This window comes from Mycobacterium sp. (assembly GCF_965229105.1).
In the GTDB taxonomy this organism is placed as follows: Bacteria; Actinomycetota; Actinomycetes; order Mycobacteriales; family Mycobacteriaceae; genus Mycobacterium.
This window is the reverse complement of the sequence record NZ_OZ245858.1, coordinates 921,908-936,044: the sequence shown is the minus strand read 5'-3', so window position 1 is coordinate 936,044 and position 14,137 is coordinate 921,908. Positions and strand designations below refer to the sequence as shown.

At 65.5% G+C, this 14,137-nt stretch carries 12 protein-coding genes; 5 read left to right on the top strand and 7 right to left on the bottom strand.

The annotated features are described in order from the left end of the window. The first annotated feature begins 176 nt into the window (after positions 1-176). Positions 177-1,211: a hypothetical protein gene (locus ADBZ9O_RS04415; RefSeq protein WP_526528757.1), complete on the top strand. Its 1,035-nt coding sequence runs from the start codon at positions 177-179 to the stop codon at positions 1,209-1,211. On the opposite strand, the gene ADBZ9O_RS04410 is transcribed toward ADBZ9O_RS04415, so the two are convergent. Further along, a complete protein-coding gene (locus tag ADBZ9O_RS04410) occupies positions 1,212-1,820 on the bottom strand; it encodes a histidine phosphatase family protein (protein WP_526528755.1) in 609 nt (202 codons plus the stop codon). 69 nt (positions 1,821-1,889) lie between these two features. On the opposite strand from ADBZ9O_RS04410, the gene ADBZ9O_RS04405 reads away from it, so the two are divergent. From ADBZ9O_RS04405 to ADBZ9O_RS04395, 3 genes are all read left to right on the top strand, one after another. Then, positions 1,890-2,960 carry a zinc-binding metallopeptidase family protein gene (locus ADBZ9O_RS04405; RefSeq protein ID WP_526528753.1) on the top strand — a complete coding sequence of 357 codons (1,071 nt, stop codon included), beginning with the start codon at positions 1,890-1,892 and terminating at the stop codon, positions 2,958-2,960. Further along, positions 2,957-3,532: a TetR/AcrR family transcriptional regulator gene (locus ADBZ9O_RS04400; RefSeq protein ID WP_526528751.1), complete on the top strand. Its 576-nt coding sequence runs from the start codon at positions 2,957-2,959 to the stop codon at positions 3,530-3,532. Before ADBZ9O_RS04405 ends, ADBZ9O_RS04400 begins: the two co-directional genes overlap by 4 nt. Before the next feature lie 64 nt (positions 3,533-3,596). After that, positions 3,597-3,938, top strand: coding sequence for a hypothetical protein (locus ADBZ9O_RS04395; RefSeq protein ID WP_526528749.1), 342 nt, complete (start codon positions 3,597-3,599; stop codon positions 3,936-3,938). Between the two features lie 63 nt (positions 3,939-4,001). On the opposite strand, the gene ADBZ9O_RS04390 is transcribed toward ADBZ9O_RS04395, so the two are convergent. The 6 genes from ADBZ9O_RS04390 to ADBZ9O_RS04365 form a co-directional block, all read right to left on the bottom strand. Continuing rightward, positions 4,002-5,879: an alkyl/aryl-sulfatase gene (locus tag ADBZ9O_RS04390; protein WP_526528747.1), complete on the bottom strand. Its 1,878-nt coding sequence runs from the start codon at positions 5,877-5,879 to the stop codon at positions 4,002-4,004. 37 nt (positions 5,880-5,916) lie between these two features. Then, on the bottom strand, positions 5,917-7,878 hold the full coding sequence (locus tag ADBZ9O_RS04385; protein ID WP_526528745.1) for an ArnT family glycosyltransferase: 1,962 nt from the start codon (positions 7,876-7,878) through the stop codon (positions 5,917-5,919). Between the two features lie 22 nt (positions 7,879-7,900). Beyond that, positions 7,901-9,220 carry a bifunctional glycosyltransferase family 2/GtrA family protein gene (locus ADBZ9O_RS04380; protein WP_526528743.1) on the bottom strand — a complete coding sequence of 440 codons (1,320 nt, stop codon included), beginning with the start codon at positions 9,218-9,220 and terminating at the stop codon, positions 7,901-7,903. Between the two features lie 62 nt (positions 9,221-9,282). Beyond that, the gene (locus tag ADBZ9O_RS04375) at positions 9,283-11,142 is read right to left on the bottom strand and encodes a glycosyltransferase family 39 protein (protein ID WP_526528741.1); all 1,860 of its coding nucleotides are present in this window, start codon (positions 11,140-11,142) and stop codon (positions 9,283-9,285) included. A gap of 45 nt (positions 11,143-11,187) precedes the next feature. Further along, positions 11,188-12,693 carry a sensor histidine kinase gene (locus ADBZ9O_RS04370; RefSeq protein WP_526528739.1) on the bottom strand — a complete coding sequence of 502 codons (1,506 nt, stop codon included), beginning with the start codon at positions 12,691-12,693 and terminating at the stop codon, positions 11,188-11,190. 6 nt (positions 12,694-12,699) lie between these two features. Further along, positions 12,700-13,404: a response regulator transcription factor gene (locus ADBZ9O_RS04365; RefSeq protein WP_526532827.1), complete on the bottom strand. Its 705-nt coding sequence runs from the start codon at positions 13,402-13,404 to the stop codon at positions 12,700-12,702. 172 nt (positions 13,405-13,576) lie between these two features. Between ADBZ9O_RS04365 and ADBZ9O_RS04360 the strand changes: the two genes are divergently transcribed. Continuing rightward, on the top strand, positions 13,577-14,137 hold the full coding sequence (locus ADBZ9O_RS04360; RefSeq protein ID WP_526528737.1) for a hypothetical protein: 561 nt from the start codon (positions 13,577-13,579) through the stop codon (positions 14,135-14,137).

The following is a 14,137-nucleotide window of genomic DNA, read 5'->3' as shown; positions in this document are numbered from 1 at the left end:
GCTCGCTTTCGGTTGGAGAACAGTCTCAGGGCCAGGGCGATTTTTACCCAGACACTCATGAGTTAAAACCGTCGAGCGCCACAGCGCCTGTCGGCACCGTCTGTGGTGATTGGACTGAAAGAGGTCGATCCACACGATAGGTTTGCCGGGCCGATCAATCTTTCTTAGGGGTCAATATGGAAATTTCTCTGCGTCCGTGGCTGACCACGGGTGTCGCACTCGTGGGCGCCGGGGCCATCGCGATGGCCCCGATTAGCCCGCTCACCGCGGCGCCGACGGTGACAATCCCTGCCATCAGCGCCGCCCAGACGGTGGCGGTCCACACCACGGCGTTCGAGCTTCCCTACATCCTGACGTTGCCCGTGCTGCGGCAGTACATCGTCAACCAGATCGACTACTGGGCGATCTACCTAAGCGGATTCGCGGAGTCGGGGATCGGGCTGCTCCAGTCGATCGCGGCCATCCCACAGACGCTGGTGACGATCACCCAGCAGCTGCTACAGCTCGATTTCGTCGGGGCCTTCGACACCTTCAGTACCGCGGTCACCAACGCGGTGATCGCGGTCGGCCAACCGGTGCTGGATTCGCTGATCGAGCGCAGGCAGAAGTACCTCGCGGTGCAGACGGCGATGCAGGCCGCGGTGCCGCAGGCATTCTTCTCGGTGTTGAACGGGGTCCTCGCCGCCAGCAACGGGGTGATCAACTCGGTGATCATCGGCTCTCAGGACCTGGTCGGAGCCATCCTGACTCTCAACCTGGGCAATATCGTCAACGCCGCCATCGACGGCACGGTCGGATTCGTCCAGGCCGTCGGCGCGGGTGCGGGCGATATCGTCACCGGTATTGAGGCGGCCCAGCTCGCCCTCACGACCGCGCTACAGGCCACCCCGGCCCCCGTTGCCGAGGCCGCGCCGCCCAGTGTCAGTGCGGTCCCTGACCTGACCAAGAACACCGTGGCATTGACGGTCGATGCCCCGACCAAGTCGGCGAACTCGTCAGCGGCAGCGACGGCCACCGAATCCGACGCACCGGCCGTCGCCGCGCCCGATACCGACACCACCGCATCGGAGCCCCCGGCGGTGGAGCCCAAGGCCAAGCGGTCCGGCGCCAAGTCCTCATCCGGTGCCGGCGCGGCAGCGGCGTCCAAGCGGGCAGCACACCCGGCGGCAGCGGCACCGAAGAAGACCGCGGCAGCCTCTGCCAAGGAGTAGCTACCAGCGCTGGTTGCGGGGCAGCAGATCCCACACGTGTTCGGTGCCGTTGACGGCTGCGACCGTGGCCTGCCCCGAGCGGCCGTACACCAGGCGGGTCACCGAGACGTAGTCGATCGGAAACGACAGCATCCGCTTCGTGCCGAGGACTTCGTGCAGCAGCACGTTGATCACCCCGCCGTGGCTGAACACCGCGACCGTGTCCTCGGCGTCGGCTACCGCGACGATATCGGCCAGGGCGGCACCGATGCGTTCCCGGAAGGCGTCCTCGTCGACGCCGTCGGGCAACCGCCCTTCCGCCATCCGCGCCCAGTCTTCGGGGCGCTCGGTCCGCAGCTGCTCGATCGGCAGGTAGTGCGTCATCTCACGGTCGTATTCGGCGAGGCGGTCGTCGATCTCGACGGTCAGATCGCGGGCCGCGGCCAACGGCTGTCCCGTCTGGATGGCGCGCCGCTGGGGGCTGCTCACCACCCGTGTGATCGGGTAGCGCGCCAGCGCCTCCGGTAGTCGCGCCGCCTGTTCGATACCGGCATCGGATAGCTCAGGGTCGGAACCCTGGCCGTGTTCACTGCGGTTCGGCAGGGCGTGCCGGACCAGGAGCAGCTGCATTTCTTTGTCTTCTTTCTGAGTCCTCTTTCTCATCCCTGCCGCGCAGGGGCCCGTGCAACGATATTGCCCATGCGCGGATTCGCCTGCCCGGTGTGTCACAACTTCACGCCGTTCGAGAGCGATCGGTGCCCGAACTGCCAGGCAAGCGTGGGTCTGCACCTGCCGTCGAAGTCGATGATCGCGACTGTCAGGGATAGCGCTGTGGTGGACGGCCAACGCTGGGTGCGCTGCACCCAGTCCGGCAATCTTGGCTGCAACTGGCTGGTGCCCGAGGAGCAGGCGGTTGAGCAGCGGGGTCGTTGTCTGGCGGATTCGTTGATCCGCCGCGAACCCGCGCCCGATGACACGATGGCCAGGGAGAAGTTGGTGCCCACCGCGCAGGCGTTGCGCCGACTGATCTATCAGCTCACCGATATCGGCCTGCCGGTCGAACCGTTCTGGCGTCGTGATGGCGGCCTGGCCTTCGACCTGCTGTCGAGCTACACCACTGGCGACAAGGTCCTGATCGGGCACGCCGACGGCGTCATCACCATCGATCTCGTCGAAACCCTTGATGCCTACCGGGAGACGCTGCGGGTCGCGCTCGGCGAGCCCTACCGCACAATGCTGGGGCATTTCCGCCATGAGGTCGGGCATTACTACCAGAACATTCTGGTCGAAAAAGGTTCCGGCGCAATGCAATACCTTCAGGAATGCCGCGAGCTGTTCGGAGATGAGCGCACCAGCTATTCCGATCAGATCGCCCGCCATTACACGTTCGGCGCACCCGATCAGTGGCAGGACTCGTTCATCTCCGAATACGCCACCATGCATCCGTGGGAGGACTTCGCCGAGTGCTTCGCGCACTACCTGCACATCACCGACACCATCGACACCTGCCGGGAGGCAGGCATGGTGCTCACCGCCGACAAGGTCCGCTTCACCGTGCCCAGGGACATCGAGGCATTGGAGTCCTACGCCGACGTCCCGGTGGAGCGACTGCTGTTCGACTGGAAGTGGATGTCGATGTTCTTCAACCGGGTGAACACCGCGATGGGCAAGAATCCGTTGTACCCCTTCATCATTCCCCCGCCAGTCATCGCAAAACTGGGTTTCGTGCACCGGGTGATCCGCGATACCGCGCGGGAACCGGTGTCGTGACTACACCGGCCACCGCGGAGGTCGAGAAGATCCTGGCCGCCGCGGTGCGGGTGATGGAGCGGATGGCCCCTGACCCGCCCCGCGTCACCGATATCGTTGCCGAGGCGGGGTCCTCGAACAAGGCGTTTTACCGCTACTTCGCCGGTAAGGACGAACTCATCCTGGCGGTGATGGAACGCGGCGTCACGATCGCCGTCTCCTATCTGGAACACCTGATGGCCAAGGAGACCGATCCGGCGGAAAAGATCGCGCGCTGGATCGAAGGCTGCCTGGCCCAAGTCGCCGATCCGCACCTGCTCACGTTCAGCCGGGCTGCCATCAGCCAGATGTCGGCGGCGGCCAACCAGCGGGTAGCCGATAGCGAGATTCTGCTGCCGATGCGGGCTCTGCTCACTGAACCTGTTGTCACACTGGGCAACCCCGATCCCGACTGCGCTGCCGACAGTGTGTTTCTATGCACGACCGGGACGATGCGCCGCTACGTCGGGTCAGCTCATCGACCTGATCGGGCCGATATCGATCATCTGGTCAGGTTCTGCCTGTGCGGCATCGGGGCAGTTCGGAAGCGGTGATCGAAGTGCCCGCTTAGGGAGCGAATTGGGCAATGCTGTCGGAGGTTGGTGTCATGGTCGCGGGATGGATGACTCGAGAGTCTTACGCGGAATAGAACTGCGCTACGCCCTCACGCTGTTCCTGGCCCAGCACGGACCCACCAGCATCACCGATCCGATCGACGGCCTCACCTGGCAGGGTTTCGTGATCCACGGGGACCCGCCGAAGTCGGTGTCAGATGGGCTGCGCTGGGAGCGAAGGCACGGCAGAGTGCGACGGCTGCGCCGGGGAATCTATGCCCCGCTCGAGATGCCCCGGGCGACCGAGTATCGAATACACAAGCGCGTCATGGAATTACGGTCCCAAGCCCGCCGAATTCGCTCGGAGGCGGGCGATTCGCCCAGTCTTCGGGACTGGCTCGACTAGCGATTCGCTGAGTAAGCGGGCAATTCGGACACCCGCTTCCCGACGAGAATCGCTCGAAGACACTCAGGGCGTGACGATGTTGAACTTCGGGTTGGGTTTGTCCAGCACATCCACCAGCTGCTGCAGGACCTGCTGATCGCCGGTGATCTCCAGTCCCGGCGCGGTGAAGTCACCCGCCGCCAACGCCAGTAACCGCACCTTCGCCGCCAGCTTCAGGGTCACCCCCGCCGTCGACTCGTCGGCCACCACCTTGCGGTAGACCAGCACCCCGTTGCGTAGCGTCAGCCGGTAGTTGGTACCCAGGTCGGCGAATGAGATATCAAGGGCGAGAGCCAGATCCCACGCTTTGGGGCCGTTGATGCTGATCGCCAGGGCATCGAACATCTGCTCCGGCGACAGCTGCGACAGCATCGTGATCGATGTGGTCTGGGCGGGCGTGCCGAAGTTTCCCACCCGAAGTTCGGTGGTCCCGGCCAGGAAGAAATTGCGCCATGTCGCGCATTCTGCTCCGTAGGCCAGCTGTTCCAGGGTGTCCGCGTATAACGTCCTGGCACCCTGATGATTCTCGTCGGTGAAGATCGCATGGTCCAAAAGAGTGGCAGCCCAGCGGAGATCACCGTCGTCGAAGGCCTGCTGAGCCACCTCGACCACCCTGTCGACACCACCGATGGCGGCGACATACCGTGGCGACAGCGCCTCAGGGGGGTGCGCCCACAGCCGGGCCGGATTACCGTCGAACCAGCCCATATAGCGCTGGTAGACGGCTTTGACATTGTGGCTGACCGAACCGTAATAGCCGTGGGTGTTCCACGCCTTCTGCAGCGCGGGCGGCATCTGAAAGGTCTCGGCGATCTCGATACCGGTGAAACCCTGATTGAGCTGACGCAGGGTCTGATCATGCAGGTAGCCGTACAGATCACGCTGCAGAGAAAGGAATTCGATGATCCGGTCATGGCCCCAGGTGGGCCAGTGGTGTGAGGCGAAGACGACGTCACTGCGGTCACCAAAACTCTCGATGGCCTCGGTGAGGTAGCCCGACCAGCCGTGCGGGTCACGGACCAGGGCGCCGCGCAGGGTCAGCAAATTGTGCAGATTGTGCGTGGCGTTCTCGGCCATGCACAGCGCGCGGTAACGCGGGAAGTAAAAGTGCATTTCGGCCGGCGCCTCGGTGCCGGGCGCCATCTGGAACTCGATCTCGACGCCGTCGATGGTGTGGGTCTCGCCCGTGGTGGTGATGTCGACGGTCGGGACGATGATCGCGACCTCACCGGTGGACGGTGTCTGGCCCAGCCCGCAACCCACCTGCCCCTGCGGTCCGCGGTCGAGCACGGTGCCATACATATAGGCCGCCCGCCGGGTCATGGCCGTACCCGCGTAGATGTTCTCCTGCACCGCGTGCTCGACGAAGCCTTCCGGGGCCAGCACGGCCACCGCGCCCGCGTCGACATCAGCCTGGGTGGTCACACCGAGCACACCACCGAAATGGTCGACGTGGCTGTGGGTGTAGATCACCGCGACCACGGGACGGTCCCCCCGGTGCTCACGGTAGAGAGCCAGCGCGGCGGCGGCGGTCTCGGTGGACACCAGGGGGTCGATGACGATGACGCCGGTATCGCCTTCGATGAAGCTGATATTGGACAGATCGAGGCCGCGCACCTGGTAGATACCCTCGACGACCTCGTAAAGGCCCTGTTTGGCCACCAGCGTGGACTGGCGCCATAGGCTGGGATGCACGGTGGTCGGGGCGTCACCGGCGAGGAAGCTGTAGACGTCGTTGTCCCAGACCACCCGGCCGTCGGCCGCCTTGATCACACACGGTGACAGTGCACCGATGAATCCGCGGTCACTGTCCTCGAAATCGGTTGTGTCGTCGAAAGGGAGCGTCGCGAAGTGCTCGGCGTGAGCAGATTCGATGACAGCGATTGGAGGTTTCTGATCCATACCGCAATTTCTACCCGGTTGCACTGCGTCGGGTGCGCTACTTGACCGACAAGTCGTAGACCGTGTTGCCGTCGACGGTCTCGGCGGTGAAGTTGGCCTTCACCCACGCGGTGATCTGGCTGGCCGCGTTGTTCTCGTCATGGCCCGGGCCACCGAACCCACCCGGTCCGCCACCGCGCTCATTGCCTGCGATGAAGTAGCGCACCTGACCGTCGGTGACGTACTGCTGAAACTGTGCCAACGTCGGTGAATTGTCACCGCCGCTGAAACCGCCGATCGCCATCACTGATTCGCCGGTGCTCAATTCCAACGATCCCGCCAGATGCGATCCGACAGTCGCTGCAGCCCAACGGTTATCGGTCAGGGTGAGCATCGACTCCAGCAGCGGGGACGACTGGTTCTGACCCCAGCCACCGCCGCCGCCCTTGTCGCCACCGCCCGGACCGCCAAAGCCGCCAAACCCTGTGCCGGCCCGCTCCGGACCCGAGGTCGGCATCGGACCACCGTGACCATGTAGCACTGTCTCGACCGTGTATGCGGCCGTACCGCCAAGGCCGAACAGCACCCCGGCCATCGCCAGCACCGCGGTATAGCGGCCCAGCTGGTGACCGCCGACAATCAGGATCGCGGCCACCAAGATCGCCCCGATCAGCACTGCCCACCGCAGCCACGGATTCCACTCCGGTGTGCGGTTGAGCAGCACGAAATTCCAGACACCGGTGGCAACCAGCATGAGCGCCAAGGCAATACGGGAGCTACGGAACTGCCTGCCCCGCCACAATTCGGCGACCGAGATCGCAATGACGCCGGCGATTCCTGGCGCCAGGGCGATCGTGTAGTAGGGGTGCATGATCCCCTTCATGAAGCTGAAGACCACGACCGTCACCACCATCCAGCCACCCCAGAGCAGCAGGCCCGCCCTGGCCAGGCTGGTCCGCGGGGCGCGCCGGGTGAACCACAGTCCAGCGATCAGGCCGATCAGCGCGGCGGGCAGCAGCCAGGAGATCTCGGTGCCCATCCCCTCGCCGAACATCCGGTACAGGCCGGTGTTACCACCGAACATCGAGCCACCGGGACCGCCACCGCTTGGCCCGCCGGTGGCGCCCTGGGTCGGGTTGCCGTCACCGCCGAGCACCCGGCCGAGGCCGTTGTAACCCAGTGCGAGTTCCAGCAGGCTGTTGTCGGTGGAGCCGCCGATGTACGGACGGGAATCCTTGGGCCACAAGCTGACCAGGGCGATGAACCACCCAGCGGAGATCACCATCGCGAGCAACCCGACCAAGACGGTGCCGATGCGTTTCCAGATGCTGCCCGGTACCGCGACCAGGACGACGAGCGCCAGTGCCGGCATCACCAGGAAGGCCTGCAAGAGCTTGGCCAGGAACGCAAAGCCCAAGGCGACACCGGCGAGCGCGACCCACCGCGTCGGCGATCCCTGCAGTGCCCGCACGACGCAGTAGCCGGCCAGCACCAGCAGCAGGACCAGCAGCGCGTCGGGGTTGTTGAACCGGAACATCAACGCGGCCACCGGCGTCAGCGCCAGAGCGGCACCGGCCAGCAGTCCAGCACCCGGCCCGTTGGTGCGACGCACCGCGCCATACAGCACCCCTACCGACGCGACACCCATCAGCGCCTGCGGTACGAGCATGCTCCAGGCGTTGAATCCGAAGATTCGGCCGGACAGCGCCATCACCCACATGGCAGCGGGTGGTTTGTCGACCGTGATCGAGTTGCCGGGGTCCAACGAACCGAAAAGCAACGCTTTCCAGCTCTGGGTACCGGCCTGCACGGCAGCGGCGTAGAACTCGTTCGCCCAGCCCAGCGACCCCAACGCCCACAGATAGAGCCCCGCGGTGACAGCCAATAGGGCGAGCAACCCTGGCCGCTGCCAGCGCGGCTGGTCATCGGGGCCGAGCAACAACCCCGGACCGCGGGTGCGGCGCCCGCTTTCGTCTTCTGGGGCAACCGCGGTCGTCGCCGAATCTTGCATGACGGTCATGATCCCTTAGTCCCTCAGTCCCTTAGTCCGCGCGATTCGCGGTCCGGCGCGGATGGAACACCCAGCCGCGCAGCAGAACGAACCGGATAACTGTGGCGAGCAGATTGGCCCCCACCAAGACGATGACCTCGACAGCTCGATGCGGATCGACGACGGTGTGCAGCAGAGCCAGCGCGCCGCTGGTCAACCCCAGCCCGATCCCGAAGACGACCAGACCCTCGAAGTGATGGCGGGCGACACCGGTCTTGCCTCGCACGCCGAAGGTGAAGCGCCGATTGGCTGCGGTGTTGGCGATCGCGGTGACCAGCAGCGCGACCAGGTTGGCGCCCTGTGCACCGAGCGGTCCGCTGAGCACCAGGAACAGCAGCAGATAGGCGGCAGTGCTGGCGATGCCGATGGCGGCGAAGTGCACCGCCTGGCGCAGTATCGACCGAGGTGCTGCGGCGGTCGCCGGACCGAATTGCGCGGCGATCGCCGCGATCGGGATATCACCGGTGGCAAATCCTTTGAGCAGCCGGGCCACTCCTTTGAGGTCGGCGACGGCGGTGGCCACGATATCGACGCGACTATCGGGATCGTCGATCCAGTCGACGGGCACCTCGTGGATGCGCAGCCCACTGCGTTCGGCCAACACCAGCAGTTCGGTATCGAAGAACCAGCCGGTGTCGGATACGTGCGGCAGCAGACCCTGTGCGACGTCGGCGCGGATCGCCTTGAACCCGCACTGTGCGTCGGAGAACCGGGCGGACAGCGTGGAGCGCAGGATGAGGTTGTAGCAGCGGGAGATCACCTCGCGCTTGGCGCCGCGCACCACCCGTGACGCCCGGCTCAACCGGGTGCCGATCGCGACATCGGAATGCCCGGAGATCAACGGAGCCACCAACGGCAGCAGCGCCGCCAGGTCGGTGGACAAGTCGACGTCCATATAGGCCAGCACCGGCGCATCAGAGGTGGACCACACCTGGTGCAGTGCCCGGCCGCGACCCTTGAGCTCCAACGTGGCGACCCGCACCTCCTCGAACTCCTCGGCCAGCTGTGCTGCCACCACCGGGGTGGCGTCGATGCTGGCGTTATCGGCGATGGTGATGCGGAAGGTGAACGGAAACTGCTCGCTCAGGTGGTGGTGCAGCCGTCGTACCGAATCCGCAAGGGCCGCTTGCTCGTTGTAGACGGGCACGACGACGTCGAGTACGGGTACACCGGTCTGCGCGGCGATGCGCGCGGCGTTCGGCCGAGCGGTGAAGCCGGTCGCCGCGGTTAGCGAATCAGCGGTTACCGAATCAGCGGGTGCCGAATCAGCGGTTGTCGAATCAGCTGCGTCCGACTCAAGTGTGATGGTCATGTCTCCATATTCGGTCTCGGCGGTAGGGGCCACGTTGGTAGTCGCTATGGATGCGCTGTGAATCATTCGGAAAGGTCGTAGACGGTTACGTTGTCGATGGTTGTGGCCTGGAAATGTGCCGTCACCCAATTGGTGATCTGCTGCGCGGCGTCGCTCCCGCTACCGCCGCCCATCCGGTGCATCATCGATCCGGCGACGAAGTAGTGGATCCGGCCCGCGGCGACATCGGCCTGGAATTCGGCCAGCGTCGGCGCGGGGTCGGTGCCGTTGAAGCCGCCGACAGCCATTGCCGCTGTGCCAGTGGCCAATTGATAACCGGCAGCGTTATTCGATCCCACCGCAGCGACCGTCCAGGTGTAGTCGGCTGCGTTGGCGCTGACCAGAGCGGTCAGTTGGGGACCGGGCACTTGTGCGTCGAGGAATCCCGGCGGACCGCTGAACCCCGCCGACGGCCCGGCCGACGGAATCGCGCCGCGGTGGGGCGTTGCCGCGGTGGCAATGGCATACGCCGTCGGTCCGGCCAGCATAGCGACAAGGGCCACCCCGGCGACGGTGCGCGCGACTGCAGGAGACAGGCGACCGATCACCAGGATCAACAATCCGGCCGCGAGGCCGACCACCAGCACCGCGGCGCGCAACCACGGCAGCCAGTCCGCATTACGACTCAACAGAACGAAACTCAGCGCAGCGGTGATCAGGACCATGCCGGACAGGGTCGTCGCGGCCCGAATATCGTTGCGCCGCTGCCAAAGTAGGGCGCTACCGGTGGCCAGGCTCGCTGCGATCGCCGGCGCCAACGCCACCGTGTAGTACGGGTGCATGATGCCGCTCATATAGCTGAACACCAGCGCGGTCACCAGTATCCAACTGCCCCACAACAGCAGTGCCGCCCTGGTGCGGTCGGTCCGTGGTGCGCGCCAGGTGATACAGAGCCCGCCGATGGTGGCTATCAGCGCAGCGGGTAACAGCCAGCTGATCTGCCCGCCCATTTCACCACCGAGCAGCCTGGCCCAGCCGACATCGAAATTGAGATTGCCCAAACCGCCGGTCTCTTCACCCGTCAGCCGGCCAAGGCCGTTGTAGCCAAGGGCCAACTCAAGGATTGAATTGCGCTGCGATCCACCGATATACGGTCGCGATGAGGCAGGCCAGATGGCGACCAGGACCAGATACCACCCCGCCGAGACCACCAGTGCCGCACCGGCACAAAGCAACCGCCATAACCGGCTGCGCAATGTGAGATCAGCCGCCAGCAAGAAGACCAGCGCGAAACCCGGCACGACCAGGAAAGCCTGCAGCATCTTCGCCAAGAAGCCGATGCCAATCGCGAAGCCCGCCAATGGCATCCACCACGCGCTACTGCCGGCATCGAGTGCGCGCAGCACACAGTAGGCCGCCGCCACCAGACTCAACACCAGCAGCGCGTCAGGATTGTTGAACCGGAACATCAATGCGGCTGCCGGTGTCAGGGCCAGTACGGCCCCGGCCAGCAGAGCCGCCCGCGGTCCCGAAATCCGGCGGACCGCCGCATACAACAGCCCGACAGCCGCAACCCCGAACAGTGCCTGCGGCACGAGCATGCTCCAGGCGTTGAAGCCGAAGATGCGCGCCGAGAGGCCCATCACCCACAGGGCGCCGGGTGTCTTGTCGACCGTGATCGCGTTGGCCGCATCGCTGGACCCGAACAGGAGCGCGGTCCAGTTCTGCGATCCGGCCTGAACGGCAGCGGCATAGAAGCTGTTGGCCCAGCCACTGGCACCGAGATTCCACAGATAGAGCAGCGCGGTGCCTGTCAGCAGGACGACGACGGCGACCGCCTCCCGACCGACCAACCGCCGCAGGCCATGGGTCGGCGGCGGGGTGTCACGGGTGTCAGGGGTGTCCAAGGGGGTGGCGCTGTTCCGCGGCGCATAAATCGTCACTTGGTCCAGGGTGTCGGAACAGTGTTGAGCTCAGATGGGTAGTTGCTATGCGTCGGCTGTGAAAGGCAGCCGGACCACGAATTCGGTATCGCCGGGCACACTGCGCACCTCGATGGTGCCGTGATGGGCCTTGACCACGGCAGCGACGATAGATAAGCCAAGTCCGGTGCCGCCGGCCAGGCGGGAACGCGACGAATCACCACGGGCAAACCGCTCGAAGACCTCGGACTGCAGGTCTGCCGGGATCCCCGGCCCGTCGTCGGCGACCCGCATCTGCGCACCGCGCGCGTCGGTGGTCAGCGACAGGGTCACCGTGGTACCGGGGCCGGTATGCGTGCGGGCATTGGCCAGCAGGTTGGCGAGCACCTGGTGCAGCCGGGCGGTATCGCCGGTGACCAGCACCGGTTCGTCGGGCAGGTCGAGATTCCACTGATGATCGGGCCCGGCGATATGGGCGTCGCTGATCGTGTCGACGGCCAGCTGGGACAGATCGACCTGCTCACGCTCCAGCGGCCGCCCGGAATCCAGGCGGGCCAACAGCAGCAGATCCTCGACCAGCCGCGTCATCCGTTCCGCCTCTGAGGCCACCCGGCCCATCGCGTGGACCACCTCATCGGGCATCTCGGCACGGCGGCGCTGCGCCAGTTCGGTGTAGCCGCGGATCGCCGTCAACGGCGTGCGCAGTTCGTGGCTGGCGTCGGCGACGAACTGCCGCACGCGGGTCTCGCTGGCCTGCCGTGTCGACAGGGCAGCCGAGATGTGGTCCAGCATCCGGTTCAGCGCCGATCCCATCTGCCCGACTTCGGTATTGGGGTTGGCATCGCGTTCAGGGACGCGCACCGGCAGCGCGACCTCACCACGGTCCAGTGACAATCCCGCGACCTGGCCCGCGGTGGCCGCGACCCGGGTCAGCGGCGCGAGTGCGCGCCGGATGATGACGATGCCGACGGTTGTCGCGGCCACCAGCGCAATGGCGGCCACCACGGCGAAGATGACCAGGACCCGGAACATGGTCTCTTCCATGTCCGACAGCGGCAGCCCGGACACGATGACCTCACCGAGGCGGTTGTAGGTCGCCATCAACCGGTACCGACCGAGGCCGTCGAGATCGCGGGTGACGGGACGGTCACGCGGCAAGACGGCGGCCACCTGCGATTGTGCGGTCGGGGTCAACGCTTCCCGGCCGCCCAACCGGGTCAGCACACCGACTTCAATCCGCTGGTCTTGGCCGATCACCGCGGCCACGAGCCCACCCGGTTGCCCTGGTGCGTCGAGGAACTCGGGGCCGGGGCCCGGTCGCGGTCGCGGCATATCCGGCGGCAACGGTCGCGGCGGGTGGCTCGAGGACATCATCGTCGAGCGGCGGGCGGCGTCGACGAGCTGGCCGTCGAGCTGATTGACCAGGTAGCGGCTCAGCGCCAGCTCGGTTCCCGCGCCGATACAGATACACACCAGCGTCAGCAGCAGGATCTGGCCGATGAGCAGCCTGGCCCGCAGCGACCAGGTACTCGGCCGCGACCAAATGCTATGAGATAGGGCGCGCTGCTCCATCAATTCTCAGGCGGCCGGTTTGAGGACGTACCCGGCCCCCCGCAGGGTGTGGATCATCGGAGCTCGCCCACTGTCGATCTTCTTGCGCAGGTAGGAGATGTAGAGCTCCACGATGTTGGATCGCCCGCCGAAGTCATAGCTCCAGACCCGGTCGAGGATCTGCGCCTTGGACAGCACCCGTTTGGAGTTGCGCATCATGAACCGCAGCAGCTCGAATTCCGTCGACGTCAGCGCAATGAGGTCACCCGCACGCGTGACCTCGTGGCTGTCCTCGTCGAGGATCAGGTCACCGACGACGATCTGAGCTCCGCTGTCTTCGGTGGTGACGCCGGTGCGACGCAACAATGCGCGCAGCCGCAGTACCACCTCTTCGATGCTGAAAGGTTTGGTGACGTAATCGTCGCCACCCGCCGTCAAGCCGGCGATCCGGTCCTCAACTGCATCTTTTGCGGTCAGCAGCAGGACCGGCAGGTGGGGATTCTGTTCACGCAGCTTGCGCAGAACTTCCAGCCCACTCATATCCGGCAGCATCACATCCAGCACGACGGCGTCGGGCCGGACCGAACGCGCCGACGCGATCGCCGCGTTCCCGTCGGCCGCGGTGGTGATGTTCCAGCCTTCATAACGAAGCGCCATCGACACCATCTCGGCGAGGACTGTCTCGTCGTCGACGACCAGCACGCTGATCGGGTTACCGTCAGCGCGACGCATCACAATTCGTTCGGCAGCTCCTGGCATCATGGCTCCCAGTATTCGGGTGCTGCGTTGGCCAACCCTGTGGCAATCCTATGCGCCGCCTGTGAATAAAAACCCTCTTCGGAGACTTAGGCCACACAGACTTCACGCACAGCCAATGCACAGCAAGCGTGGTCACGGTGGTCTGATGAACACCGACACCGAAACTCCGAGCGCAGCCGAACCGCTGTGGGGCGCGCCGACCGAGGGGCCTGCACACTGGTCGCGGAACAAGACCCTGGCAGCCGTCGGTATCGCCGTCGTGTTGGCCGCGGGCGGCGGCGCGGTCATCTATGCCGCTGACAGTGGGCGGTCTGAACACGGCGGCTTCGGTGGTCCCGGCGGCTTCGGCGGTCCCGGCGGCTTCGGCGGTCCCGATGACGGTGGCCCTGGCGGCTTTGGCCCCGGCGGCCCCGGCGGCCCTGGCGGTTTTGGCAGCCCCGCGACCGCCGACGCGCTACACGGCGAGTTCGTGGTGTCCGACGGGCACGGCGGTTTCACCACCGAGCTCACCCAGACCGGCAAGATCACCGAGATTTCCGACACGACGGTCACCGCACGCAGCGAGGACGGTTTCACCAAGACCTATGTGATCACCGCCGATACCGACCGCGGGCGCGGGCCGTTGCAGAGCGGTGATACCGCCACGATCAAGGCCGCCACCACCGACGGCAATGCCACCGCGATCACCATCACACCTGGGCAGTAG

Excerpts from the sequence above, each read along its gene's own strand:
- ADBZ9O_RS04390 (WP_526528747.1), bottom strand. The coding sequence starts at position 5,879 with ATGGATCAGAAACCTCCAATCGCTGTCATCGAATCTGCTCACGCCGAG.
- ADBZ9O_RS04370 (WP_526528739.1), bottom strand. The coding sequence starts at position 12,693 with ATGGAGCAGCGCGCCCTATCTCATAGCATTTGGTCGCGGCCGAGTACC.
- ADBZ9O_RS04360 (WP_526528737.1), top strand. The coding sequence starts at position 13,577 with ATGAACACCGACACCGAAACTCCGAGCGCAGCCGAACCGCTGTGGGGC.
- ADBZ9O_RS04380 (WP_526528743.1), bottom strand. The coding sequence starts at position 9,220 with ATGACCATCACACTTGAGTCGGACGCAGCTGATTCGACAACCGCTGAT.
- ADBZ9O_RS04405 (WP_526528753.1), top strand. The coding sequence starts at position 1,890 with ATGCGCGGATTCGCCTGCCCGGTGTGTCACAACTTCACGCCGTTCGAG.
- ADBZ9O_RS04385 (WP_526528745.1), bottom strand. The coding sequence starts at position 7,878 with ATGACCGTCATGCAAGATTCGGCGACGACCGCGGTTGCCCCAGAAGAC.
- ADBZ9O_RS04410 (WP_526528755.1), bottom strand. The coding sequence starts at position 1,820 with ATGCAGCTGCTCCTGGTCCGGCACGCCCTGCCGAACCGCAGTGAACAC.
- ADBZ9O_RS04365 (WP_526532827.1), bottom strand. The coding sequence starts at position 13,404 with ATGCGTCGCGCTGACGGTAACCCGATCAGCGTGCTGGTCGTCGACGAC.
- ADBZ9O_RS04415 (WP_526528757.1), top strand. The coding sequence starts at position 177 with ATGGAAATTTCTCTGCGTCCGTGGCTGACCACGGGTGTCGCACTCGTG.
- ADBZ9O_RS04395 (WP_526528749.1), top strand. The coding sequence starts at position 3,597 with ATGGATGACTCGAGAGTCTTACGCGGAATAGAACTGCGCTACGCCCTC.